This is a genomic window from Clostridium sp. LY3-2 (assembly GCF_024705715.1).
In the GTDB taxonomy this organism is placed as follows: domain Bacteria; phylum Bacillota; class Clostridia; order Clostridiales; family Clostridiaceae; genus Clostridium.
This window is the reverse complement of sequence record NZ_JAMDLQ010000014.1, coordinates 92,327-114,282: the sequence shown is the minus strand read 5'-3', so window position 1 is coordinate 114,282 and position 21,956 is coordinate 92,327. Positions and strand designations below refer to the sequence as shown.

Annotated in this window: 21 protein-coding genes; 4 read left to right on the top strand and 17 right to left on the bottom strand. The window is 28.0% G+C overall.

The window, feature by feature from the left end:
* Nucleotides 1-72 precede the first annotated feature (72 nt).
* The 7 genes from M4I33_RS04475 to M4I33_RS04445 all read right to left on the bottom strand — a co-directional run bounded on the left by M4I33_RS04475 (nucleotide 73) and on the right by M4I33_RS04445 (nucleotide 6,671).
* Nucleotides 73-1,488: an aminotransferase class I/II-fold pyridoxal phosphate-dependent enzyme gene (locus M4I33_RS04475; RefSeq protein WP_257915683.1), complete on the bottom strand. Its 1,416-nt coding sequence runs from the start codon at nucleotides 1,486-1,488 to the stop codon at nucleotides 73-75.
* Nucleotides 1,489-1,575: 87 nt separating this feature from the next.
* Nucleotides 1,576-2,790: a pitrilysin family protein gene (locus M4I33_RS04470; RefSeq protein WP_257915682.1), complete on the bottom strand. Its 1,215-nt coding sequence runs from the start codon at nucleotides 2,788-2,790 to the stop codon at nucleotides 1,576-1,578.
* A 20-nt stretch (nucleotides 2,791-2,810) separates the two neighbouring features.
* Nucleotides 2,811-4,166 (bottom strand): thioether cross-link-forming SCIFF peptide maturase, encoded by a 1,356-nt coding sequence (scfB, locus tag M4I33_RS04465; protein ID WP_257915681.1) that lies wholly within the window; start codon nucleotides 4,164-4,166, stop codon nucleotides 2,811-2,813.
* A 111-nt stretch (nucleotides 4,167-4,277) separates the two neighbouring features.
* A complete protein-coding gene (scfA, locus tag M4I33_RS04460; protein WP_035279055.1) occupies nucleotides 4,278-4,415 on the bottom strand; it encodes a six-cysteine ranthipeptide SCIFF in 138 nt (45 codons plus the stop codon).
* 116 nt (nucleotides 4,416-4,531) lie between these two features.
* The gene (locus M4I33_RS04455) at nucleotides 4,532-4,810 is read right to left on the bottom strand and encodes a hypothetical protein (protein ID WP_257915680.1); all 279 of its coding nucleotides are present in this window, start codon (nucleotides 4,808-4,810) and stop codon (nucleotides 4,532-4,534) included.
* 120 nt (nucleotides 4,811-4,930) lie between these two features.
* On the bottom strand, nucleotides 4,931-6,265 hold the full coding sequence (locus tag M4I33_RS04450; RefSeq protein WP_257915679.1) for an FAD-dependent oxidoreductase: 1,335 nt from the start codon (nucleotides 6,263-6,265) through the stop codon (nucleotides 4,931-4,933).
* Between the two features lie 238 nt (nucleotides 6,266-6,503).
* Nucleotides 6,504-6,671 (bottom strand): hypothetical protein, encoded by a 168-nt coding sequence (locus M4I33_RS04445; protein ID WP_194191336.1) that lies wholly within the window; start codon nucleotides 6,669-6,671, stop codon nucleotides 6,504-6,506.
* Between the two features lie 140 nt (nucleotides 6,672-6,811).
* Between M4I33_RS04445 and M4I33_RS04440 the strand changes: the two genes are divergently transcribed.
* Nucleotides 6,812-7,255 carry a hypothetical protein gene (locus M4I33_RS04440; protein WP_194191335.1) on the top strand — a complete coding sequence of 148 codons (444 nt, stop codon included), beginning with the start codon at nucleotides 6,812-6,814 and terminating at the stop codon, nucleotides 7,253-7,255.
* A gap of 46 nt (nucleotides 7,256-7,301) precedes the next feature.
* Here M4I33_RS04440 and M4I33_RS04435 read toward each other — a convergent pair whose 3' ends face one another.
* The 7 genes from M4I33_RS04435 to M4I33_RS04405 form a co-directional block, all read right to left on the bottom strand.
* Entirely contained in the window at nucleotides 7,302-8,093 is a 792-nt protein-coding gene (locus M4I33_RS04435) for an endonuclease/exonuclease/phosphatase family protein (protein ID WP_257915678.1), read from the bottom strand.
* Between the two features lie 2 nt (nucleotides 8,094-8,095).
* Entirely contained in the window at nucleotides 8,096-9,736 is a 1,641-nt protein-coding gene (locus tag M4I33_RS04430; RefSeq protein ID WP_257915677.1) for a PTS transporter subunit IIBC, read from the bottom strand.
* Nucleotides 9,737-9,773: 37 nt separating this feature from the next.
* Nucleotides 9,774-11,435, bottom strand: a complete 1,662-nt coding sequence (locus tag M4I33_RS04425) for an alpha-glucosidase (protein WP_257915676.1) — start codon at nucleotides 11,433-11,435, stop codon at nucleotides 9,774-9,776.
* Nucleotides 11,436-11,621: 186 nt separating this feature from the next.
* Complete coding sequence (locus M4I33_RS04420; protein WP_257915675.1) at nucleotides 11,622-12,617, bottom strand: LacI family DNA-binding transcriptional regulator; 996 nt, start codon at nucleotides 12,615-12,617, stop codon at nucleotides 11,622-11,624.
* Between the two features lie 62 nt (nucleotides 12,618-12,679).
* A complete protein-coding gene (locus M4I33_RS04415) occupies nucleotides 12,680-14,128 on the bottom strand; it encodes a PLP-dependent aminotransferase family protein (RefSeq protein WP_257915674.1) in 1,449 nt (482 codons plus the stop codon).
* Between the two features lie 14 nt (nucleotides 14,129-14,142).
* Nucleotides 14,143-15,033 (bottom strand): D-alanine--D-alanine ligase, encoded by an 891-nt coding sequence (locus M4I33_RS04410; RefSeq protein ID WP_257915673.1) that lies wholly within the window; start codon nucleotides 15,031-15,033, stop codon nucleotides 14,143-14,145.
* 106 nt (nucleotides 15,034-15,139) lie between these two features.
* Nucleotides 15,140-15,514, bottom strand: coding sequence for a hypothetical protein (locus M4I33_RS04405; protein ID WP_257915672.1), 375 nt, complete (start codon nucleotides 15,512-15,514; stop codon nucleotides 15,140-15,142).
* Between the two features lie 319 nt (nucleotides 15,515-15,833).
* Here M4I33_RS04405 and M4I33_RS04400 point away from each other — a divergent pair, with 319 nt between their 5' ends.
* Nucleotides 15,834-17,180 carry a tetratricopeptide repeat protein gene (locus tag M4I33_RS04400; protein WP_257915670.1) on the top strand — a complete coding sequence of 449 codons (1,347 nt, stop codon included), beginning with the start codon at nucleotides 15,834-15,836 and terminating at the stop codon, nucleotides 17,178-17,180.
* 50 nt (nucleotides 17,181-17,230) lie between these two features.
* On the opposite strand, the gene M4I33_RS04395 is transcribed toward M4I33_RS04400, so the two are convergent.
* The gene (locus tag M4I33_RS04395) at nucleotides 17,231-17,920 is read right to left on the bottom strand and encodes a hypothetical protein (protein WP_257915669.1); all 690 of its coding nucleotides are present in this window, start codon (nucleotides 17,918-17,920) and stop codon (nucleotides 17,231-17,233) included.
* A 158-nt stretch (nucleotides 17,921-18,078) separates the two neighbouring features.
* Between M4I33_RS04395 and M4I33_RS04390 the strand changes: the two genes are divergently transcribed.
* Together M4I33_RS04390 and M4I33_RS04385 are read left to right on the top strand one after the other, a co-directional pair.
* Nucleotides 18,079-18,609: a hypothetical protein gene (locus M4I33_RS04390; RefSeq protein ID WP_257915668.1), complete on the top strand. Its 531-nt coding sequence runs from the start codon at nucleotides 18,079-18,081 to the stop codon at nucleotides 18,607-18,609.
* Nucleotides 18,610-18,730: 121 nt separating this feature from the next.
* Nucleotides 18,731-19,372 carry a PspA/IM30 family protein gene (locus tag M4I33_RS04385; RefSeq protein ID WP_194191319.1) on the top strand — a complete coding sequence of 214 codons (642 nt, stop codon included), beginning with the start codon at nucleotides 18,731-18,733 and terminating at the stop codon, nucleotides 19,370-19,372.
* Nucleotides 19,373-19,417: 45 nt separating this feature from the next.
* On the opposite strand, the gene M4I33_RS04380 is transcribed toward M4I33_RS04385, so the two are convergent.
* Together M4I33_RS04380 and M4I33_RS04375 are read right to left on the bottom strand one after the other, a co-directional pair.
* The gene (locus M4I33_RS04380; RefSeq protein WP_257915667.1) at nucleotides 19,418-20,608 is read right to left on the bottom strand and encodes a zinc dependent phospholipase C family protein; all 1,191 of its coding nucleotides are present in this window, start codon (nucleotides 20,606-20,608) and stop codon (nucleotides 19,418-19,420) included.
* Between the two features lie 166 nt (nucleotides 20,609-20,774).
* Nucleotides 20,775-21,800, bottom strand: coding sequence for a polysaccharide deacetylase family protein (locus M4I33_RS04375; RefSeq protein ID WP_257915666.1), 1,026 nt, complete (start codon nucleotides 21,798-21,800; stop codon nucleotides 20,775-20,777).
* Nucleotides 21,801-21,956 lie beyond the last annotated feature (156 nt).

Here is a 21,956-nt window from a genome sequence, read left to right as displayed (position 1 = left end):
CTATTATTATATTAAAGTTTGTACTTACAATAATAATTTATGAGAGATACCTTTTTTGTGTTACATAAATAATTATTTTTCTATAATTATTTTAATTTTTTCTTTTTCTATCCCTAAAACATCTCTTTTATTATCTACATATTCTTTTATTATTTTGATTGCTTCTTTTGTAATTATTTCTCCAGGACAAATTAAAGGTATTCCAGGAGGGTATGGAATTAAGGCTTCTTTTGAGATTTTACCTATACTCTCTTCAAAAGTAACTTCTTTAGTTTCGCTATTAAAAACTTCAAAAGGTTCTAACATCTTCTTTGGAGAGATACTATAAAACTCAGCTTCATCTATAGATTTTATAGTATTTAAATCTAATTCTTTTAAGCTTTTTAAAATAAGTTCAAAATCTTCTCTTTTATTTATAGGAGATATTATTAAAACTACTCCGCGACTAAAACTCATTTCACATTGAACTTTTTTACCTCGTAAATATTCTAAAAGCTTATGACCGCAATAGCCTTTATCTAAAATAACTATATACCTGCTTTTATCAACGTCATAATCTTCTTTTAGCATTTCACTAGATAAAATATTTATCCCATTTATTTTATTTATCTTTTCTTTATATTCTTCTCCTAAAGATATTAATCTATCATAATCTTCTTCACCATACTTTTCTAAATAATATCTTCCATAATCTAAAGATGCCATTATTAAATATGATGGAGATGTTGTCATTAATGCATTCATATAAAATCTTAAGTTTTCTGATTTATCATTAACTAAAAGATACCCGCCTTGAGTTAGTGATGGTATAGTTTTGTGTGCACTTAATATAACGTAATCTCCTAAATGCCAAATATTTTTAGGTAGCCTTTTAGAAAAGCCAAAGTGTGCACCGTGTGCACCATCTATTATTATTTTAAGGCCTTTAGTTTTTAGATCTTTTAATATTTCTTCTAAGTCATAAGTTATCCCAAAATAATTAGGGTTTGTTAAAATTATTCCTTTTGGATTTTTAGATTTTTCTAAGGCATTATAAATTTTTTCTTTGCTTGGAGGTAAAAATATATCTTTTTCTTCATCTATTACAGGCTCTATATAAGTAACTTTAAGTTTTTTCATTATAAGAGCATTATAAACTGATTTGTGGCAGTTTCTTTCAACTAAAACCTCATCACCTTCATTAAAGGCGCTAAAAATAGAAATAAGATTTCCACCTGAACTTCCATTAACCATAAAATATGCTGATTTTACTTTGTAAGCTTTAGCTAGTAATTCTTGTGATTTTTTTATGATTCCTTCAGGGCATTGAAGATTATCTAATGGATCTACTTCCGTTATATCTAAAAAACCCATATTTTCTGCAAACTCTTTTCCTATTTCATCTCTTAAAAATGCCTTTCCACACTTATTGCCTGGCATAGATAAAATTAAGTTGTTTTCTTTGTGGTATTTTATTAATTCACTTAATAAAGGTAATTCTCTTTCCATTGTAATCTCCTTTTATCTAAAAAATTCTTCTTTTATATATTACCCTAAAATAAAAAAAAGGAGTAGAAAAACTCCTTTTAAAAACAATTATTTATTTATTACTATCTCAGTAGAACAATTTTCAAACACTTTTTTATAAGCACTTAAAAGGTCTTCTAAATCTATACATTTAAGAATATCTATTTCTCTTTCGTATAAGGTACAGTCATTAAACATAGTATTATATGTTGATAATTCTTTAGCTAAAACTATACTTTGTTCTTCTTTAAATAATCTTTTTAGCTTTATAGATTTAATTAAAGAATTTATTTTTTCTTTAGTTATATTTTCAAGCTTAGAATGTAATTCTTCCTTAGATAAATCTAACACATAAAGTGCCTCATCTATATTTTCTTTTGAAATATTTAAACCTATTTTATAGAGCTTTATATATTTTTCAAAAGCTATTTTAGGAAGAACGTCATAAACTAACCCTCTCTCTGTTCTTAATTTAGTATAAAGGATTGAGTCTACCCCTTCAGCGTATAGTTCATTTATTATTCTTAAAGCGCTAAGTTCTTTAAGATTTAAATTATCTATAGGATATACTCTTAAAATCCTTGAAGTGTTTGATGATTCTCTAGTATTTTTGTATTCATTAAATTCTATATCATAAGAAGCTTCTTTTATAAAAGATTCATTTTTTGTTTGTTTGTTAAAATATTTATGCACTGCATCTAAAACTTCGTTAAATTCTAAATCTGTAACTACAGCTATACTTATATTATCTAAGGTATATCTATTTTTATAAAATCTTTTTATATCTTCTAAAGTTAATCTATCTAAATCTTCTATTCTACCTATAATAGGGTATTTAATCCTTCTATTATTAAAAGTGTTAAAAAACAATTTATCTTCTGAATACTGCTCTAAATCGTCATCCCACTCTTTTAATTCTTCTTTAATTACAGAAAGTTCTTCTTTAAATCCTTCTTCTTTAAATGATGGATTTAATATAATATCACTAAAAAGTTCTAAACCTCTTTTTAAATCTTCGCTTAATAATGTTCCATAATATATAACATAAGGGTAATTAGTCATAGCATTTTGAAAACCAAATATCTCACTTAATTCCTTATTTATATCACTTTCGCTTCTTTTAAAAGTTCCTTTATACACCATATGTTCAGTTGCATGGGCTACTCCAAATAAATCTTCTTCAGTAGCTGCCCCTGCATCTACTGAAATACTAATAGATGTAAGGCTTGAAACTCCTTTTTTATAAATAAGTTTAGCTCCGTTATCTAGTATATACTCTTTCATAACTAACTACCCCCTAAATTTTATTCTACTGCTTTTAAAGCTATAGCACATTCAATTCTTTTCTTTTGCATTTTACATCCAAGTTCATATGGAATTTTCATATCCCCATTAAATGAGAAGTTGTTTGCTTGACATCCACCACTACAGTAGAATCTAGCCCAACACTCTTTACATTTTGGCTTGTTGTAGATATGTGCTTTTTTGAATTCTTTTGAAAGTTCTTTATCAAATGAATCATCATAGATTGTTCCTAATTTAAACTCTTCTTTTCCTACGAATTGGTGACATGGATAAACGTCTCCTTGAGGAGTTATAGCAACATATTCAAATCCTGAACCACATCCTGAAATTCTCTTATAAACGCAAGGTCCACCTTGTAAGTCTATATTGAAGTGATAGAAGTTAAACTCGTCCCCTTCTCTCTTTCTTCTTGACATTTCATCAAATAATTCATCGTAGTTTTTAAAGATTTCATCTAAATGCTCTTCTTTAAGTTCTAAAGCGTGACCTTTTTCAAGAACAACAGGCTCTATTGAAATCTCTCTAAATCCTTCGTTTACCATAGCCATTACATCATTATAAAAATCAGTATTTGCTCCAGTAAATGTTCCTCTTACGTAGAATTGTTTGCTCTTATCTCTTCTTTCAACCATCTTTTTGATGTTTGGAAGGATATCATCGTATGAACCAGTTCCATCAACTTTAATTCTAACATTATCGTTAACTTCTTTTCTTCCGTCTAAAGAAAGGATTATATTTCCCATTTCTTTATCCATAAAGTCCATCATATCATCATTTAAAAGAGTAGCATTTGTAGTCATAGTGAATCTTATATTTTTCTTCCACTTTTCTTCGTTTTCTCTAGCGTATGCTATTATATCTTTTATAGTATCCATTATCATAGTTGGTTCTCCACCGAAAAGATCTATTTCGATGTTTCTTCTAGGACCACTTCTTTTAACTACGTAATCTATTGCTTTTTTTGCAGTATCTAAAGTCATAACACCTTTGTGTCCGTGGTATTCCCCTTCATCTGCAAAGCAATATTTACATCTTAAGTTACAGCCGTGGATTATATTTAAACATACTGCTTTTATGTAATCTCTATCATCCATAGAGCTATGTGCGATATCTTCATACATATCTTTAGTGTATAGTAAACCTTCGTCTACTAATTGTTTTATTTCATCGTAAGCTTCACTTAGTTCTTCTTCTTTGTATTTACCTTTAAGTTCACTTAGTAAAACTTCTTTTTCTCTAAGCTTTTCATCGTCTACTAAATCGTATACTAATTCGTCTACAACGTGAACTGCTCCTGTATTTACATCAAGGATAAAACAATCGTTTCCTTGTTTAAATTTATGAATTAATGCCATTTAAAACTCCTCCATTTGTATATGGTATAAAAGCTAAATGATATGCTTTTTTGTTTAGCATATCATTTAGCCTTTTCATTGTATTTAACAACTAACTTTTAAAACTTTATACTAGTTTTCGCACTCTAAGTTTGCAACTGTACATGAAGTTTTACATGCTGATTGACATGAGTTAGCACACTCTTTACATCCAGGTTTTTTTAAGCTGTTTTTGATGTTAGTTTTGTTTATTGTTTTGATGTGTTTCATAATAAACTCCTCCATTATAAAAAAATACTCCATAATTGTAGCATATTTAAGCCTTTTATACCAGTTAGTTTTCTTTTAGAGATAAGAAATATAATATTACTTTTCTGTAAATCATACTACTTTTTAATATCTTTTATATAAAATCCATTATTATATATTTCTTTATCATATTTAATCTCAATATCTTTTACTGCTTTATAAGTATATTTATCAAAAACAAATGGAATGCTTAAAAACTCTTCTTCAGTATCATCTTCCCTTTTAAAATCTGTGTATAATTCGTAATAACTTGAACCACAGGCAAGCATTGCTTTAATTCTTATATATTCGTCTTTGCTTTCACCTAAAAGCTCAAGTAAGGCTTTTTTTGCATTTTCTTCTATTTTTATATTCATATAATACACTCCTATCTTTAATTTAATAATATTATTTTAAATCTAGAATATATATTTTATACGCTTAAAAGCTGCACCTAAATTAAAAGGTGCAGCTAAATATTAGAAAAATTTTAAGGTTTATTTTAAAACTTCTAGTGCCACTGCATTTAATAAACTCCAAGGTTTATTAAAGTGTGGTTGGAAGAAGAAATCAGTCATTGCAAGTTCTTCTACTGTCATTTTATTTTGAATTACAACTGAAAGTGTATTCATAAATTGAGTTAAGTCTTCTTTAGAGATTATTTGACCTCCTAAAACTCTTCTTGTATCTTTATCAAAAACTATTTTAACCATAGCTTTTTCTGTAGTAGGCATAAAGTCAGCTCTATAATCATCTTTTAAAACTGAAACTCCGATATTTAATCCTGGAACTAATGCTGCTCCTTCTTCTGTTAAACCAGTTGAAGCTATACACTGATCGTATATCTTAATACCTGATGTTCCTTGAGTTCCCATATATTTTAGTTTAGGCTCTTTAATATTTTTAGCAACTAAAGTTCCCATTCTTACTGCATTTGTTGCTAAAGGAATATATCTATCTTCTCCTGTTGGGTTGTATTTAACTACGCAACAATCTCCAGCTGCAAAAACATCTTCTTTGCTAGTTCTCATATATTCATCTATTATTATAGCGCCATTACTTAATGTATCTAATTTACCTTTAACTAAAGCTGTTGCAGGTGCAAATCCAATACATAATATAACTAAATCTCCATTATGAGTTCCTTTATCAGTAACTACTTTAGTTACCTTTCCATCTTTTCCTTCAAAACGGCTAACTCTTTCACCTAACGCTAAATTAATTCCGTGATTTTTAAATTCAGCTTCTGCTATATCTGTAAATTCTTTGTCTAAGTACTTTGGCATAATTCTTTCTTCTGCATCTATTAAAGTAACTTCTTTTCCTAAAACTTCAAAAGCTTCAGCAAGTTCTACTCCAATATAACCTGCACCTATAATAACTACGCTTTTTGCATCTTTTCCTCTTCTTACTACTTCTTTTGCATGATTGTAATTTTTACAAAGAAGTATATTATCTAAATCTCCGCCTTCAAACTTTGGAACTATTGGCCAAGAGCCTATAGTTAAAACTAATTTATCGTAGTTATCATAAAACTCTTCATTAGTTTCTAAGTTTTTAACTTTAACTTTTTTATTATCAAAATCTATATCTAAAACATCATGTTTCATATTTGTTTTAACACCTAAAGTGCCTAAGGCATCTGGTGAACTATAAAACATATCTTCAAGTGCCTTAACTACTCCACCTACATGAAGTGCAATCCCACATGATAAAAATGAAATATTATCGTTTCTTTCGTAAATAGTTATTTCAGCATCCTTATATTCCTTTTTTAAATTTACAACTGTTGCTGTTCCAGCATGTGTACATCCAACTACTATTACCTTCATCTTAATCCCTCCAAGATATTTATTATTATTGAATATTAATTATCTTCTACTTATAGTTAAATAATACTCTTTCTCTTAGTATTTGTAAATAATTATTTTGTTAATTTTTCTACATTATTTTTTAAATAATTTTCACTTATTTATTTTGTATCCTTTTTATATATTTAATGCATGAAATAATGTTTAAAAAAAAGCATAGAAAGATTTAATTTTTCTTTCTATGCTTACAATATTATAACTATCTTATAAGTTCCCATTCTTTATTTTTATCTTCGTCGCCTTTTGCTATTTCTTCTTTTTTCATCTCTATTCTCTCTTCTTGAGTAACTGTTTCATATTTTTTATCAGAATGATGTTTTACCATCTTTTCTTCTTCAGCTTTTATTATTTTTTTTATTTCATTCATTATATTCTCCTCCTTAGATTTATTTAATTTCATTATATCATTTGCAAATATTATAAAACTTATTAATAATATACAATTAACATTTTTTTCACAGTATTTATATGATAGAATGTTTTTAATGATTTTTTTGAGGTGATAAAATGAAATTTTTTAAAAATAGATATGGATTTGATTTATTATCTTTATTTTTACTTGTATTAAACCTTTTATGTGGAATACTTTCTATGTTCATTCCATTTATAAGTATTTTAGGACTAGCTCTTATATTTATTGTAATCCTTAGAGCACTTTCTAAAAATATAGTAAAACGTGAAGGTGAAAACTATAAATTTATATCTAAAGCAAATTCTTTTTTAAGTAAGCGTGGCAAAGCTATACCTTATATGCCTAGAATAACTTTTGAACATTTAGGATTTGGTTTTTCACAGATGTTTTCTAGAATGAAATACAGTATAGACCAAAAAAAGAAGTTTAAAATAGTTAAATGTCCAAACTGCAAACAAAAACTCAGATTACCAAGAGGTAAAAAGAATATAATCGTAACTTGCAAAAAATGCTCTAAAGAATTTAAGATGAGAACATAAAAAACGGTAGTATTTTTACTACCGTTTTTTACGTTATTTATTTATATTAATTTAAGTTACAAACTACATCTAATCCAAAATGATCTGATACTACAGTTTCATTTTCCCCATTAAATATCACTTTAGATTCTATTACTTTAATCTTTTTATTAGATAGAATTAAATCTATCCTCTTATCTACTGTAGATTCCCAGCCGTCAATCTTACCGATTACTGTAATCCCAGAATCTTTATTTTCTGCTAAATCAAATGTATCAAAAAGTGAATATTCTTTTGTTAAATAATCATACCCTTCATTTTCTACATAAGCTTCACTATTAAAGTCTCCCATAAGAATCGATATTCTATTTTTATCTATTTTTTTCATTATTTCATCTATTTGATATTTTGAACTTTCTTCTTCATCTTTAAACCACCCTAGATGACAAGAATAAATATCTATTACCTCGTTTTCTTCTTTTATAGTTACCTTTAATATTTTTCTTGTTTTCCAGTAGCTTTTATCTTTTATTTTTGATACAAAGAAGCTTTCTTTAGAAATCATTTCTTTTTTAGTTAAAATTGCAAGCCCTTCTTCAAATCTATCATATCCTATGTGAGAGTAATCCCAAAACAAGTTATAATCTTTATTTAACTTTTTAAGTTCCTTTTGTATTCTTAAAGCATAATTATCATTTCTAAGATTATCATATTCTATTAAATAATCTATGCTTTGACTTGCCTCTTGAAAAGCTATAACATCATAATCATTTTTAGCTATAACTTTTACTGTCTCTAAAATCTTTTCTTCATAATTTTCTTCCATAAAGCTATGGCAATTTAAAGTTAATAATCTCATTTTTATAATCCTAATACATCCTGTATATCAGACTTTAAGACATCTGCCTTAGGTCCGTATATAGCCTGTACTCCCTTATCTTTTAAAATTAATCCTAAAGCTCCTTCTTTTTTCCAAGAAGCTTCATCTCCTACTTCATCTATATCTTTTACAGTTACACGAAGCCTTGTCATGCAAGCATCGACATCTTCAATGTTTTCTTTGCCACCTAATAACTCTATTATAGCATTTACTCTCTTGTCATTAGATTCTTTTCCTTTAGACTCTTCTTCCTCTTCATCATCTATATAGTTACCCATTCTTCCTGGAGTAGCTATTTTAAACTTTTTAATTAAGAAGTTAAATAAAAAGTAGTTTGCAAAGAAGAAAATTATACAAGCTATAGCAAAGTTAATTAAATCTCCAATTAATCCTGCATTTATCATAAGAGGCGTTCTTGTTAAGAACTCTATTCCTCCAAAGGCATGTATCCTTAAATTCACAATATCTGCAAGGGCAAAAGCTATACCTGTTAATACTGCATAAGCAACATAAAGAATTGGTGATATAAACATAAACATAAATTCAATAGGTTCTGTTACACCTGTTAATATAACTGCAAGGGCAGCTGATAAAAATACTGGTTTGTATTTTGATTTCTTTTCTTTATCAACGTTTTTATACATAGCAAGCGCTATACCCATTAATGATGCAAATGATCCTATAACTTGTCCTACCTTAAATCTTGCAGGAGTTACTGAGTGAAGTAAATTATTATAAGCTGACATATCTCCAGCATCTTTTAAGTTATTTAAATCTGTTATCCAAGCAAGCCATAGAGGGTCTTGTCCTGCAACAGTTGTTCCAGCAGCTGGCCCTGTTAATATGTGATAAACTCCTCCAAGTTCTGTATAGTTCATAGGAACTGTAAGCATGTGGTGAAGTCCAAATGGTAATAATAAACGTTCTAATGTACCGTATACAAATGGAGCTAAAATAGGCGCTGAATCTTTTGAAGCTGCAAGCCATGCACCAAAAGCGTTTAATCCTGATTGTAAGATTGGCCAAACTATTGAAAGTATAATTGCAACTATTGTAGAACCTACAATAACCATAAACGGTACAAATCTTTTACCGTTAAAGAAAGCTAGTGAGTTTGGTAATTTGTTAAAGTTATAATATTTATTATAAAGGTATGCCCCTAAAAATCCTGCTATAATTCCAACGAAAACTCCCATATTTAAAGCTGGTGCTCCTAAAACCGATGTAAAGTAATCCTTTACTATAAGCTCGCTTCCAAATAAAGAGTGAACTGTTGACCCTTTTTCTAATAGCATATCATTAGTTACACCAAATATAACTCCTGTTATTCTATTAGTTAAAACGAAAGCCAAAAGCCCTGCAAAAGCACCGCCTGCACGTTCTTTTGCCCAAGAACCACCTATAGCTACTGCAAATAATATATTTAAGTTTCCAATAATTCCCCAACCGATATCTTCCATAACTCTTGCAATAGTCTTAACTATAGAAACATCGATATACATTCCTAAAACTTTACCTAATGAAATCATTATTCCGGCAGCTGGCATTACAGCAACTACTACTAGTAAAGCCTTACCAAACTTTTGCCAGAAATCAAATGAACCTAATTTGAACTTCTTCATTATTAACACTCCTCTTTTTTCTCAATATCCTTTTATATTAAAATTTATAAAGTCTACATTCGTAAGGTCTTAATATAACCTTTTTAGTATCCTCAGTATCTGATACTTCATAATTTGAAATTATAAGATTTTCCCCTTTTAATTCTACCTCTTCATACTCGTATAATGCTTTATCTTCTGTTAAGTTACATATTATAATAAATTGCTCATCTTCTAATTTTCTAGTGTATGCATATATTTTTTCATCATCTTTTAAGATTAAATCGTATTTACCATATATAAGTGCATCATTTTCTTTTCTTATTTTTATAATCCTTTTATAGAAGTTTAAAATTGAATTTTCATCCTCTTCTTCTCTTTTAACATTTATTTCTTTATATGAAGGATTAATTTTTATCCAAGGCTTTCCTTCTGTAAAGCCTGCATTTAAAGAATCGTCCCATTGCATCGGCGTTCTAGTATTATCTCTAGATACTGCCCAAACGTATTTTAAAGCCTCTTCTTTAGACTCTCCAAGCGCTAAACTTTCGTTATAAATATTTATTGATTTAACGTCATCGTATTCTTTTATAGATTCAAACTTAACGTTAGTCATTCCTATTTCTTGTCCTTGATATATAAATGGAGTTCCACATTGCATAAAATACATAAGGGCTAATGATTTTGCACTTTCTTTTCTGTATTTAGTATCATTTCCCCATTTTGAAACTACTCTTGGAATATCATGATTTTCTATAAATAAAGCGTTCCAACCGACCCCTTCTAAATTGTATTGCCAAGAACTTAATATTTCTTTTAGCTCTTTAACATTTAATTTAAAATCATCTTCAGCTCCCCAAAGGTCTAAATGCTGAAATTGAAATACCATATTGAATTTCCCAGACTCTTCTGAAACCCAAAGGTTTGCATCTTCTGAACTCACTCCGTTAGCTTCTCCAACTGTCATAATGTCATACTTTTTAAATGTTTCTTCTTTTAATTCTTCTAAGAAGTCGTGAATACCCTCTTGATTCATATGCTTATCAAATGATGAAACGTATCTATCACCATTTGGGTTATCCATATCTTTAAGTCCTTCTTCTTTTTTAATATGACTTATAGCATCAACTCTAAATCCATCTATCCCTTTATCAAGCCACCAGTTTATCATTTTATAAACTTCGTTTCTCATATCTTTGTTTTCCCAATTTAAATCTGGTTGCTTTTTAGTAAATAGATGCATATAGTACTCGCCTGTTTTTTCATCGTATTCCCAAGCGCTTCCTGAAAAAATACTTTCCCAGTTGTTTGGTTCTTTATTTTCACTTCCTGATTTCCAAATATACCAATCTCTCTTCTCGTTATCTTTAGAAGATCTAGATTCTAAAAACCAAGGATGCTCATCGCTTGTATGATTTACTACTAAATCAATAATTAACTTCATATCTCTTTTATGAACTTCCTTTAAGAAATTATCAAAGTCTTCCATAGTACCGAAGTCTTCCATTATATCCTTATAATCGCTTATATCATATCCATTATCATCATTTGGAGATTTGTACATAGGACAAATCCAAATAACATCTATCCCTAAATCTTTTATATAATCTAATTTAGAAGTAATTCCATTTATATCTCCGATTCCATCTCCATTTGAGTCTTTAAAACTCCTTGGATAAATCTGATATCCGCAGGCTTCCTTCCACCATATTCTTTTCATAATCTTCCTCCACTAGCTAAGCTACGTGCAACCGTTTGCACTATCATAATTGTATTATACTTAAAAATTTAAAATTCTCAAAATCTATAAACATTCAAATTTTGAAATTATCTTTACAATACTCCTAAATACTAATTATTTCACCTTTTGTGCAACCGTTTGCACAAAAAATTATAAAAAAAGAATCTACCTTAAAGATTCCCTTTCTATAAGTTCTGTTTTTACAATTTTGAAATTTTCTTTTATTTCTTTATCTTCTAGTTTATTAATTAAAAGTTCAATTGCAGAGTATCCAAGTTCACTTCCATTAATATCTACTGATGAAAGGGCTGGCTTTTGAAATTTTGCAATTGAAATGTTATTAAATCCTACAACAGAAATTTCTCTGCCGCTTTCGTTTACAGCTTCAAGTATTCCAAGTGCTAACAAATCATCAGTTCCAACTATAGCTGTTACACCTTCTTTTAAAACTTCTTTAGATAATTTATATCCTTCTTCTATAGTAAAGCTTTCCCCTTCTTTTATGATATTTCTATCTATATTTATCCCTTTTACCAAAATCCCTTGAAGATACCCTCCAAGCCTATCTCTTGATACATTCATATCTTTTTTAGCTCCAACAAAGCCTATCTTCTTGTGACCTTTTTCTATTAATTTTAAAACCACATCTTCCATAGCTTTAAAGTTATCGTTATCTACCCACAAACCTTCTTTAGGATTTTCAGGTCTTCCTATAGTTACGTAGGGGAAGTTTTTATCATTTAAATTTTTAATGCATTTATCGTTAACTGTCGTACTTAAAAGGCAAATTCCATCTATCATATTATTTGATGAAAAGTCGTTTATGCTTTTAATAAGTCCTTCTTCTTCCTCACTAAAAGAATACATTATATGATATCCCTTTTCTCCAGCACAAATGCTCATTCCCTTCATAGCTTGAATAAAGAAAGGATTTGAAAAAGAATCTTCTGCTTCTCTTGGAATTATTACGCCTAAAATCTTAGTTTTATTGATAGCTAAACTTCTAGCTATTACGTTTGGCTTATAATTAAGTCGTTCTATAGCAGCATTTACCTTTTCTTTTGTTGTTTCACTTATTCTAGAGTCGTTAGATAAAACTCTTGAAACTGTAGATTTAGAAACGCCAGAAAGGCTTGCTACATCTTTTATTGTAACCTTCATTTTTAGGCTCCCCTTTCAAAAATTAAAAATGTAAGTATATTCTACCATATAGATAAAAACTATTAAACTTCTCTAAGTTCTTTTAAAGTTTCTCCAATTATTTTAATTCCTTTTAAAATCTCTTCTTCTGAAACTCTAGATATCCCAAGCCTAAAAGTATTATTATTTTTAGTTTCTACTTTAAACACATCGCCTCTCATAAATAATACACCTTTTTTATAGCATCTTTTTAATAATTCATCTGTATCTATATCATTAAACCCTACATAAATATGAAGACCACCTTCTCCCCATATAAAATCAGGTTTTATATATTTTTCTATGCATTTTAAGGCATATTCATATTTACTTTTATAAAATTTCCTTACCCTTTTAATATGCTTATTAAATTCTCCACTTCTAAGGTATTCATATAAGATACCTTGGTCTAAAAATGAAGTATGAATATTTTTGCACCTCTTTACGCTCTCTAAGGTGTTTATAGCATCTTTACTTCCTATAATCCAACCTATCCTAAGTCCTGGAAATAATATTTTTGAAAAAGAAGAAACATATAAAACCCCATTACTATAATTATCTAAAGCTGCAATTGGTGCTAAGTGAGAGTTGTTGTGTAAAAGTTCTTCGCTAAATCCATCTTCTATAATAGGAACGTTATATTCTTTAAAAATATTATAAACTTCCCTTCTCTTTTCTCCACTTAAAATTATTCCAGTTGGATTGTGATAAGAGGGGATTAGATATCCAAACTTTATTTTTTTAGTTTTTAATTTTTCTTTTAATATATCTAAATCAATTCCATCTTCTTTCATAGGGACACCTATTAAATCTAAGCCGTTTACTTTCATAAGTTTAATAGCTGTATTGTGGCTTGGATCTTCAAGGATTATTTTATCTCCCTTTTCTGTAAAAGCTGAAATGATTAAATCTAAACCTTCTGTAAAACCATTAGTTATAATTATATCTTTTCCTTCAGTTTTTACTCCTTTTTTCTCCATATACTTTAAGATATATTCCATAAGAGGTTTATACCCTTTTGCATATCCATAATTAAGAAGCTTATCGCCTTCAATAGATATTCTATTTAAAAAGGATCTTTTAAAGCTATCTATATCAAATAAATCTCCTTCTGGTGAAATGCTTTTAAAAGAAATAACGCCTTTTTTATAAGAGAGCTCCCCTTTTACTATATCTAATTCTTCTGATAAATTGCCATAATTCGATCTTTCTTTTTCCCAGGAAATACTCCATTTTTCACTTACTTTTTTACTACTTTCTAAAACAAATGTACCTCTTCCTTTTATAGTATATAAGACGCCTTTAAGTTCTAGGTTTTCATAAGCTGAAATAACTGAGTTACGGCTTACTTTAAGCATTTTACTTAAGTCTCTACTTGAGGGCATTTTACTATCTTTTACAATTATCCCCTCATCTATCATATCTTTTATATAATTTTGTATTTGAATATAAATAGCCTCGTCTTCTTTAAGCTTAAAACTAAAAAAATCCATAACTTACTCCTATTTTAAGAATATTTAATCATAAGGTCTAAAAGTTCACTAAATCCTATCCCTAATACTTTTGCACTTTTAGGAATTATACTTTTTTTAGTTAACCCAGGAAGAGTATTAACTTCTAAAAAATAAACCTTATTATCACTAATTATCATATCAATTCTACAATACCCTTTCAAGCTAAGGGCATCCCATAGTATTTTAGAATAATCATTGATTTTTTCTTGAAGTAATTCTTCTATTTCTTCATATACTTCTTCTGCTCCGTTTTCTAAGTATTTAGATTCGTAATTAAAAAACTCAGAAGTTTTAGTTTTTATAGTAATAGTTGGAAAAACCTCTCCATTTAATACAAAAGAACTAACTTCCTTTCCTTTTATATACTTTTCAATCATAACTTCAGTATCTATTTTTAAAACCTCTAAAACTGCATTTAAAACTTCTTCTTTTTTATTAACCTTAAAAGTCTTTATACTAGAGCCTCCGCTATTTGGTTTTATAAATACAGGGTATCCTATCTTTTTTATCTTTTTATAATCTATATTTAAAGGATCTTTAACTATATAAAAAGGAGCTGTTAATACATTTTTATTTAAAGCTATAATTTTACTAATATTTTTATTCATACATAAACTGCTACTAAAAGCTTTAGGTCCGCTATATGGAATGTTTAAACTATCTAAAATAGCTTGAATAGTTCCATCTTCCCCAAACTTTCCGTGAAGTGCTAAAAATATAAAATCAGCACCCTTTACCTTTTCAAACACTTCTTCTTTGCTATTTATAATAACTTTCTTTACATCATACTTTTCTTTATCTAAATATTTAACTACTTCTTCTCCAGAAGAAAGCGAAACTTCCCTTTCTTCTGACACCCCGCCCATCAAAACATAAACCTTCATAAAATTCTCCTCCAAAATAATTTATTTTACTTTATTTTATGAATAATCTACTGTAAAAAAAAGAACCACTCCAATATAACTTTAAGCCATATGTGGAGTGGATTATTCAACTTATCTTTTCAACTTTAGCTTTAGATTCTATTTCTTTAAAGTTATCATAAACTCTTATACCTTTATTTTCTCGTCCTATATATTCTTTTGCATAAACTTTAACAGTATCACCTCCATTTAATGTAAGATTACAACTTTTTTCAGTATTTGATAGAGTGTAACTCCTATATAAATTTGAATTTTCACCTTTTATTTTGATATATAAATACTCTTTATTTGATTTAGGTTTAAATTCAAATTTATACACTCCTTCTTCTGCATTTCTTAAGACTTTCGCTTTACTATCGTTTCCTAAAACATTTTCTCTTAAAGTAAAAATAAAAACACCTGTAATAATTAACATAACACTTAGGCATTTAAACTTTTTCAAGATTATCTCCCCCTTATCTAATTACTATATTTTAACATTTATTTAATTATTAAACAATTATTAGAAGAAATATTATTTTCACATTTTATTTTTGATAATATTTTTTCTGTTTATTTATATATTAATTCATAATATATTTACATTTATTCTTTAATCTTTTAGAATAAAATAGCAAAATACTGCAAATATCATAATATTTCTTGTTTATATTTCTTTATTATAGTGTTAAAATTTAAATTGAAATATTATTTTAATATTTAAGTAGTATAATTGTATTAAAATAGGTAAGTAATCAATAATTAGATTCGAGGGGATACAAATGAAAATTTCAGATAAGAAATTAAAAAAAGCCCATGCTCTTTATGAAGCTGGGAAATATGAAGATGCTTTAAAGGCATGTGAAAAAGTTTTAAAAAAGGAATACCACAATGAAGATGCACTAACTATCGAGGGTAACTCTTTATACAAACTAGGTAGACTTGAAGAAGCTATAATTAACTGGAAAACTAACGCAGAATTTAACAACAATTCTGAGGCTAAAGAATTCCTTAGTAATATAGATAACGAAGTAAAACATAAGGCTCTTAATTTTGATACTATAGTAGGTACAAAATGTGATGTAGCTGAAATCCGTGCTGAAATTCAAAGAGAATTAGCAGCATCTACAATGAATGATGAAGACGATCTTTTAAAAGAACTTGAAGAAAAAGCTAAGCTTAGAAAAGAAAAAGAAGAATCTCCATCTCTTGAAGAAATCTCTGTAACTTCTACTGATGAAGAAGAAGAACCTGAAGTTATAGAAGAAGTTAAAGAAACTATAATAGAAGATTTAAGTCCGAATTTAAATGAACCTGTTATTGAGACTGCAAAAGAAAATGACTACGATGAAATAATAGAAAAGATAGAAGAAGAACCTTCTAATTTAGATAACGAAAATAAAACTTTAGGTGAGATTAGAGCTGAGGAAATGATTCGTGATATTCCAGAAGCTAAGCCAAAGAAAAATTTAAAGGTTCCAATAATTGCAGCTTGTGGAGTTTGTGTTTTAATTGCTGGTGCTGTTGCTTTTTCTAATTTTAAAGGAAATTCTAGCCCTGCACCAGACTCTAATAAAACTAATCAAGAAACTACAGTTCCAGTTCACAACCAAAAACTTGTAGATGATTTAAATTTAGCATCTTCAAATAAAAACTTTGGTGATTTATCAGCTATACTTTCATCTACACCAAAAGACAAGGTAGCAAGTGAAGATATGGATGCTTATAACAAAGCATATGAAATTATGGCAACTGAAGGTGTAGATAAGTTATACCATGCTGGTTTAGATAAGTTTAAGGCTAAAGATTATAATGGAGCGTTAACAGATTTTAATGCTGCACTTCCTTATTCAAAGGATAATTATTTAAGACCTCACTTATTATACTTTACAGGAACTACTAATGCTAATTTAAATGATCTTCCAAAAGGATTAGAATATTATAAAATGCTATTACAAGAGTTCCCACATTCAGATATGTATACTCCAGAAGTATTATATAAATTAGCTGAATACTATAACTCAACTGGTGATAAAGACCAAGCTAAAGATTATGCAAAACAAATTGAAAACAAATATCCGTCTTCAATTTATTATAATGACGTAACAAAAGATATTTTATATAAATAATATATCTTAAAAAAAAGAGAATTAGATGCTTTATCTAATTCTCTTTCTTTTTATATAAGATTTTCTATATTTCTTTCGTAAGCCTCAGAAACGTAATCGAAAGCTTCTGTATCTTTTACTTCCCCGTAAGTCTCTTTTCCGTTTATTTCTTTACTATAAGTTAAAATTAAATAATCTCCATTTGCTTCTATAACTCTATATAAAGTATTTTTACTTAATATATTAACTTGAGTTAATACATTTACAGTATCATAAACCATAGTTTCGCTATTATAAAGTTCTGCTTTTGTGTTATTAAACATAACTATTTCATGTTCCTTTTTATCACACTCTGTAACCTTCCCTCTCTTAAAGCAAGTATTACAAGAAGAGAATTTACAATCATTTATGCAACTTAAGCATTTACATTCTCTACAAAAACTCATCTTTTCAAAAACATCTTTATATTGATTTTTATATCTATTACAATCATCTATTAACTTATTAACTTTCTCTTTGTCTAAATCATCTACTGTAAAAAATAATACCTTTTTCTTTTTTCCAAGCATTCCTTCAAGTTCTGATATCTTTTCTGAATACTTATCTAAAACCTTTATGTTTTTAATGAAATATCTATTTGAAATATCTGTCCCATCTTTAAAGTCTATAATATTATCTATTCCAAAAGTAATATCAGTAAAATCTCTTAAAACCGTACTCTTTTCTTTTTCTATCCATCTATCAATCTCTTCTCTATTCATTTTAATACCTCCTCTTATGTTATCTATATTTTACTTTAGAGTTTACCTTAATTCCATAAGTTTTTATTAAGTTTACTTATTTTTATAAATTTATTATTTGATAATATATATATACTAGATATAATAAAGATAAGCTAAGGATTGAAAGGGGAAAATCAATGCAAAACAAAAAGAATTCCATATTTAAGTTTTTGATAATATTTTTAATATTTATATTTTCATCAACTATACTTCAAATACCAGCATACGCTATAGGCTTTAAAAGTTCTAGTAGCTATTCTAGTTCTTCTAGCTCTAAATCAAGTAAGCCTAGTTCAAACTCTAGGTTTAATACATCAAATAAATACAATAATAATAATTCAAATTCAAGTTCTTCTAATAAGTCTAATTCAAAATTTAATACATCTGATAAATATAACAATAATGGAGAAAATAAAGATAAGCAAAATAATAATAATAATAATAATAGCAGTAATAACAATTCAAATAATAAAACAACTACTGAAACGCCTAAAAACAACGGGGGAAGCTCTTATAACAACAGAGGCTTTAGTTTCTTTGGAATACCATTTTTCGGTAGAAGCTATTCAAACGGATCTGGCTTTCATATGTCATGGATTTTAAAAATAGTTATTGCTATCGCTGTTATAGCTATAATCGGTGCTTTAATTTATTACTTTTTCTTCTAAAAAATAATTATTACTAATTTATGAATTTAGAATTATACTATAGACAATATTATTTAAAAAGTGTATTATAATCACATAAAGAGTTATTAAATACTATTTAACTTTCAAGGAGGTATATACAATGGGTATATTCAATAGAATTTCAAACATATTTAAATCAAAAACAAATTCGGCTTTAGATTCAATAGAAAATCCAGTACAATTACTAGACCAAAAAATTAGAGATATGGAAGAATCTTATAACAAAGCTAAGATCTCATCAGCTCAAATTTTTGGTAACGTAAAAGAAACTGAAAAAAATATGAATGCTGCTTTAGAAGCATCAAAAGACTACGAAGAAAAAGTTAGACTTGCTATGTCTAAAAATAACGAAGAGTTAGCTAAAAAAGCTTTAAAATTAAAGTTAGAATCAGATAAAAAGTACGAAACTTTAAAACAAACTTATGAAAGTCAAAAACTTAAAGCTTCAGAACTTAAAGAAAACTTAATCAAATTACAAGAAGAAATCGATAAAACTAGAAGTTATAGAGATGAAGCTAGTGCAAGATTAAATAACGCTAATGCAACAAAGCAAATTAACGAAATCATGGCAAACGTTCAAAGCAAAGATAACTCTATTAATTTAGATGATATCGAAAGAAGCATAGCTAAAAAAGAAAGTTATGCTGAAGGCTTAAACGATTTAAAAACTCCTACATTAGATGACGAGTTTAAATCTCTTGAAGATGTTTCACTTGATGATGAATTAAATAAATATAGATAATAAAAAGCTAAGTTAAACTTAAATTGTTTAACTTAGCTTATATTTTTACTTAAATATAGTTACATCTTTATTATCACTTATCCAAGAAGTTAAATCTTTATCTACCTTAACTTCCCCATTACATATAACTTTAACATTTTCTAGTTTTACTGCATCTTTTACTGCTGTAAACTTTTCCTTTGTTATATACATGCTGTCTATATCACTAAATTTAATATTTTTATTATCAAGTTTTAGTCTGTAGGTATCATTACTTCCTCTTTCAAAATCATTTCCTGGATTATCTAAAGACCATTTTTGAACTTTTCCGTCTTTAGTTTTAACATTAAAATACATATAGTCATCTGTTCCTGCATCTTTTACATCACTTGTGTGGATGTATAAAACTAATTCACTTACATTTTTATCTATAGGTTTATTAAATGTTACGTCATTTAAAAATCTATATAAGTAAAGTGCTGTACCTTTTTGAGCGCTCGCTAATGCAGTCTTTGCAGCGTGGTCCCAATCATCCCAAGATGCACTCATATTTGCATAATCTTTATATAATTGTTTTGATTCTTTTGCATATTTTTTTGCATTATCTTTTGACCAAACTTCAAAATCATCTGTATTTTTTATGCTATTGTAAAAATCATCACTTGTATTTTTTCCTGTTGTAGTTATTTCATACTTGTCCTTATTTTTCTCAGCAAAAGTTTCAAACTTCACATGCCCTGGACTATCGACAGCAGTTACATTTGCTGCATGATATGGAGTACATATATCTCCAAAGTAGTGCATTGATTCCCCTAAATAAAATGATGCCTTTTTGTAATTACCCTTTTTCCATTCATTTTTTGCAAGGGCTGTAAATTTTCTAAGCTGAGTTTCTGCATTATCTGGAATTGAATAAGCTAAGTACCACTTATTATCTTCTGAGAAGTTGTTATTAGTATCTGGATCCCAAAAGTGATCTTGATATAAATCGTAAGCAGTTTTATCGTAGTCTGGGAAAGTTGAACCAAGTTTAAAATCATGTAAGTTGTCTTTTAAGATATTAAGATTATTTATTAGATCATTTGATTCAGAATTAGATAAATCATTTTTTAATATATCCATTCCTTGATTAACTATCATAGCATGAGTTCCTGTTCCATCCTCTTTTCCATCCCAAGCATAAGCCGTGCTACCACTTAAAGAAATAACGCTAATAACAGCTGCACCTATTAGTACTTTTAAAAATTTTTTCTTCATTTGATTTCCCCCTAAATTTGTAATTATTCTGGATAATTATAGCATATTTTATAAATACATAACTGGAATTGTTTACATTTTAATACACTAATTACATTATTCATATATTTTTAAAATAAATTCATTTAGGCAAAATAAAAAAACAAGGCGAAGTTCGCCTTGTTTTTTATTCAGCAGTAGTTACTTTTTGTTCTGTATTTGAAGCATTTGAATTGCTTTCGTTATTTGAAGCTGTAGTATTTTTATCTTCTGGTTTAGCGTTTGAAATTACTTTAAATTCATAGCCTTGCCCTTTTAAGTATTTTATAATTGCTGGTAATGCTTTTACTGTTTGTTTCTTAGCTGCCGCATCATGCATTAATAATACCATGTGTTTTTCGCTTTTTGCATAAGCACTTACGTTGTTAACCATTTGCTGTACTGTATAGTTTCTTCCTGTTGCATCCCCTGTTTCAGCATCCCAATCAATAGAAACTATATTGTTTTCTTTAAAATCTTTATCAAGTTCTTTAAGATGCGGATCTTTGTAATACTTTCTTGATATGTATCCTCCAGGCATTCTAACTACCTTACTATCAAAGTCTGTTCCTAAAACATCTTGCATTAACTTGTTTGTTTTATTAAATTCCTCCATAAACTTTGAAGGATTTACGCTATTTCCTGGATATAAAATCTTATAATTATGACTATAAGAATGGTTTGCTATTGCATTTCCTTCATCTATTTCCCTTTTAAGTCTTTCTCTGTTTTTATCACTGTTTTCAAGCTGTGACCCTAATACAAAGAAAGTGGCATGTACACCTTCATTTTTTAATATATTTAAAAGTTCGTCAGTATTTTCACTAGGTCCGTCATCAAAAGTTAAAAAAACTGATTTTGGCTGTTTAACTACTTCTTTTGAAAAGATCATTTTGTAAACTATATTTGCTGGAACAGCATAGCTCTCTGCAGATTTTATAATGTTATCTCCAGGTATTATATCGTTTGGTCCAATAACTTTTGGTTTTTGCTCTGCATTATTTTCTTTTTGAGTATCATCACTTTTTGCATTTGCTACTATTTTGTCATCCGATGAGGAAAAGGCCTTACTTATTGCAAATACACCTATTCCAAGAACTAAAATTGCACAAACTATTAAAGTAATTTTTTTTCTTCTCTTTTGTTTTTTAATGTAAAATTCTTTACGTTTCATTTATACTTACCCTCTTTTGCTTATATTCTAATTTTCCTTCGTATATATTCTACCTCCTTTTTCTGTATAGAAAATTAATGTTTGAAGTACAAATAATTAAAGTTTGGAAACAAAACGGTTAAAAAAATTTGTTTATTTTAATTTTTTTTGAATATT

Excerpts from the sequence above, each read along its gene's own strand:
- M4I33_RS04440 (WP_194191335.1), top strand. The coding sequence starts at position 6,812 with ATGAAATTTTTTAAAAATAGATATGGATTTGATTTATTATCTTTATTT.
- M4I33_RS04445 (WP_194191336.1), bottom strand. The coding sequence starts at position 6,671 with ATGAATGAAATAAAAAAAATAATAAAAGCTGAAGAAGAAAAGATGGTA.
- M4I33_RS04375 (WP_257915666.1), bottom strand. The coding sequence starts at position 21,800 with ATGAAACGTAAAGAATTTTACATTAAAAAACAAAAGAGAAGAAAAAAA.
- M4I33_RS04400 (WP_257915670.1), top strand. The coding sequence starts at position 15,834 with ATGAAAATTTCAGATAAGAAATTAAAAAAAGCCCATGCTCTTTATGAA.
- M4I33_RS04415 (WP_257915674.1), bottom strand. The coding sequence starts at position 14,128 with ATGGATTTTTTTAGTTTTAAGCTTAAAGAAGACGAGGCTATTTATATT.
- M4I33_RS04430 (WP_257915677.1), bottom strand. The coding sequence starts at position 9,736 with ATGAAGAAGTTCAAATTAGGTTCATTTGATTTCTGGCAAAAGTTTGGT.
- M4I33_RS04380 (WP_257915667.1), bottom strand. The coding sequence starts at position 20,608 with ATGAAGAAAAAATTTTTAAAAGTACTAATAGGTGCAGCTGTTATTAGC.
- M4I33_RS04385 (WP_194191319.1), top strand. The coding sequence starts at position 18,731 with ATGGGTATATTCAATAGAATTTCAAACATATTTAAATCAAAAACAAAT.
- M4I33_RS04395 (WP_257915669.1), bottom strand. The coding sequence starts at position 17,920 with ATGAATAGAGAAGAGATTGATAGATGGATAGAAAAAGAAAAGAGTACG.
- M4I33_RS04470 (WP_257915682.1), bottom strand. The coding sequence starts at position 2,790 with ATGAAAGAGTATATACTAGATAACGGAGCTAAACTTATTTATAAAAAA.
- M4I33_RS04455 (WP_257915680.1), bottom strand. The coding sequence starts at position 4,810 with ATGAATATAAAAATAGAAGAAAATGCAAAAAAAGCCTTACTTGAGCTT.
- M4I33_RS04450 (WP_257915679.1), bottom strand. The coding sequence starts at position 6,265 with ATGAAGGTAATAGTAGTTGGATGTACACATGCTGGAACAGCAACAGTT.
- M4I33_RS04390 (WP_257915668.1), top strand. The coding sequence starts at position 18,079 with ATGCAAAACAAAAAGAATTCCATATTTAAGTTTTTGATAATATTTTTA.
- M4I33_RS04435 (WP_257915678.1), bottom strand. The coding sequence starts at position 8,093 with ATGAGATTATTAACTTTAAATTGCCATAGCTTTATGGAAGAAAATTAT.
- scfB (WP_257915681.1), bottom strand. The coding sequence starts at position 4,166 with ATGGCATTAATTCATAAATTTAAACAAGGAAACGATTGTTTTATCCTT.
- M4I33_RS04425 (WP_257915676.1), bottom strand. The coding sequence starts at position 11,435 with ATGAAAAGAATATGGTGGAAGGAAGCCTGCGGATATCAGATTTATCCA.
- M4I33_RS04475 (WP_257915683.1), bottom strand. The coding sequence starts at position 1,488 with ATGGAAAGAGAATTACCTTTATTAAGTGAATTAATAAAATACCACAAA.
- scfA (WP_035279055.1), bottom strand. The coding sequence starts at position 4,415 with ATGAAACACATCAAAACAATAAACAAAACTAACATCAAAAACAGCTTA.
- M4I33_RS04410 (WP_257915673.1), bottom strand. The coding sequence starts at position 15,033 with ATGAAGGTTTATGTTTTGATGGGCGGGGTGTCAGAAGAAAGGGAAGTT.
- M4I33_RS04420 (WP_257915675.1), bottom strand. The coding sequence starts at position 12,617 with ATGAAGGTTACAATAAAAGATGTAGCAAGCCTTTCTGGCGTTTCTAAA.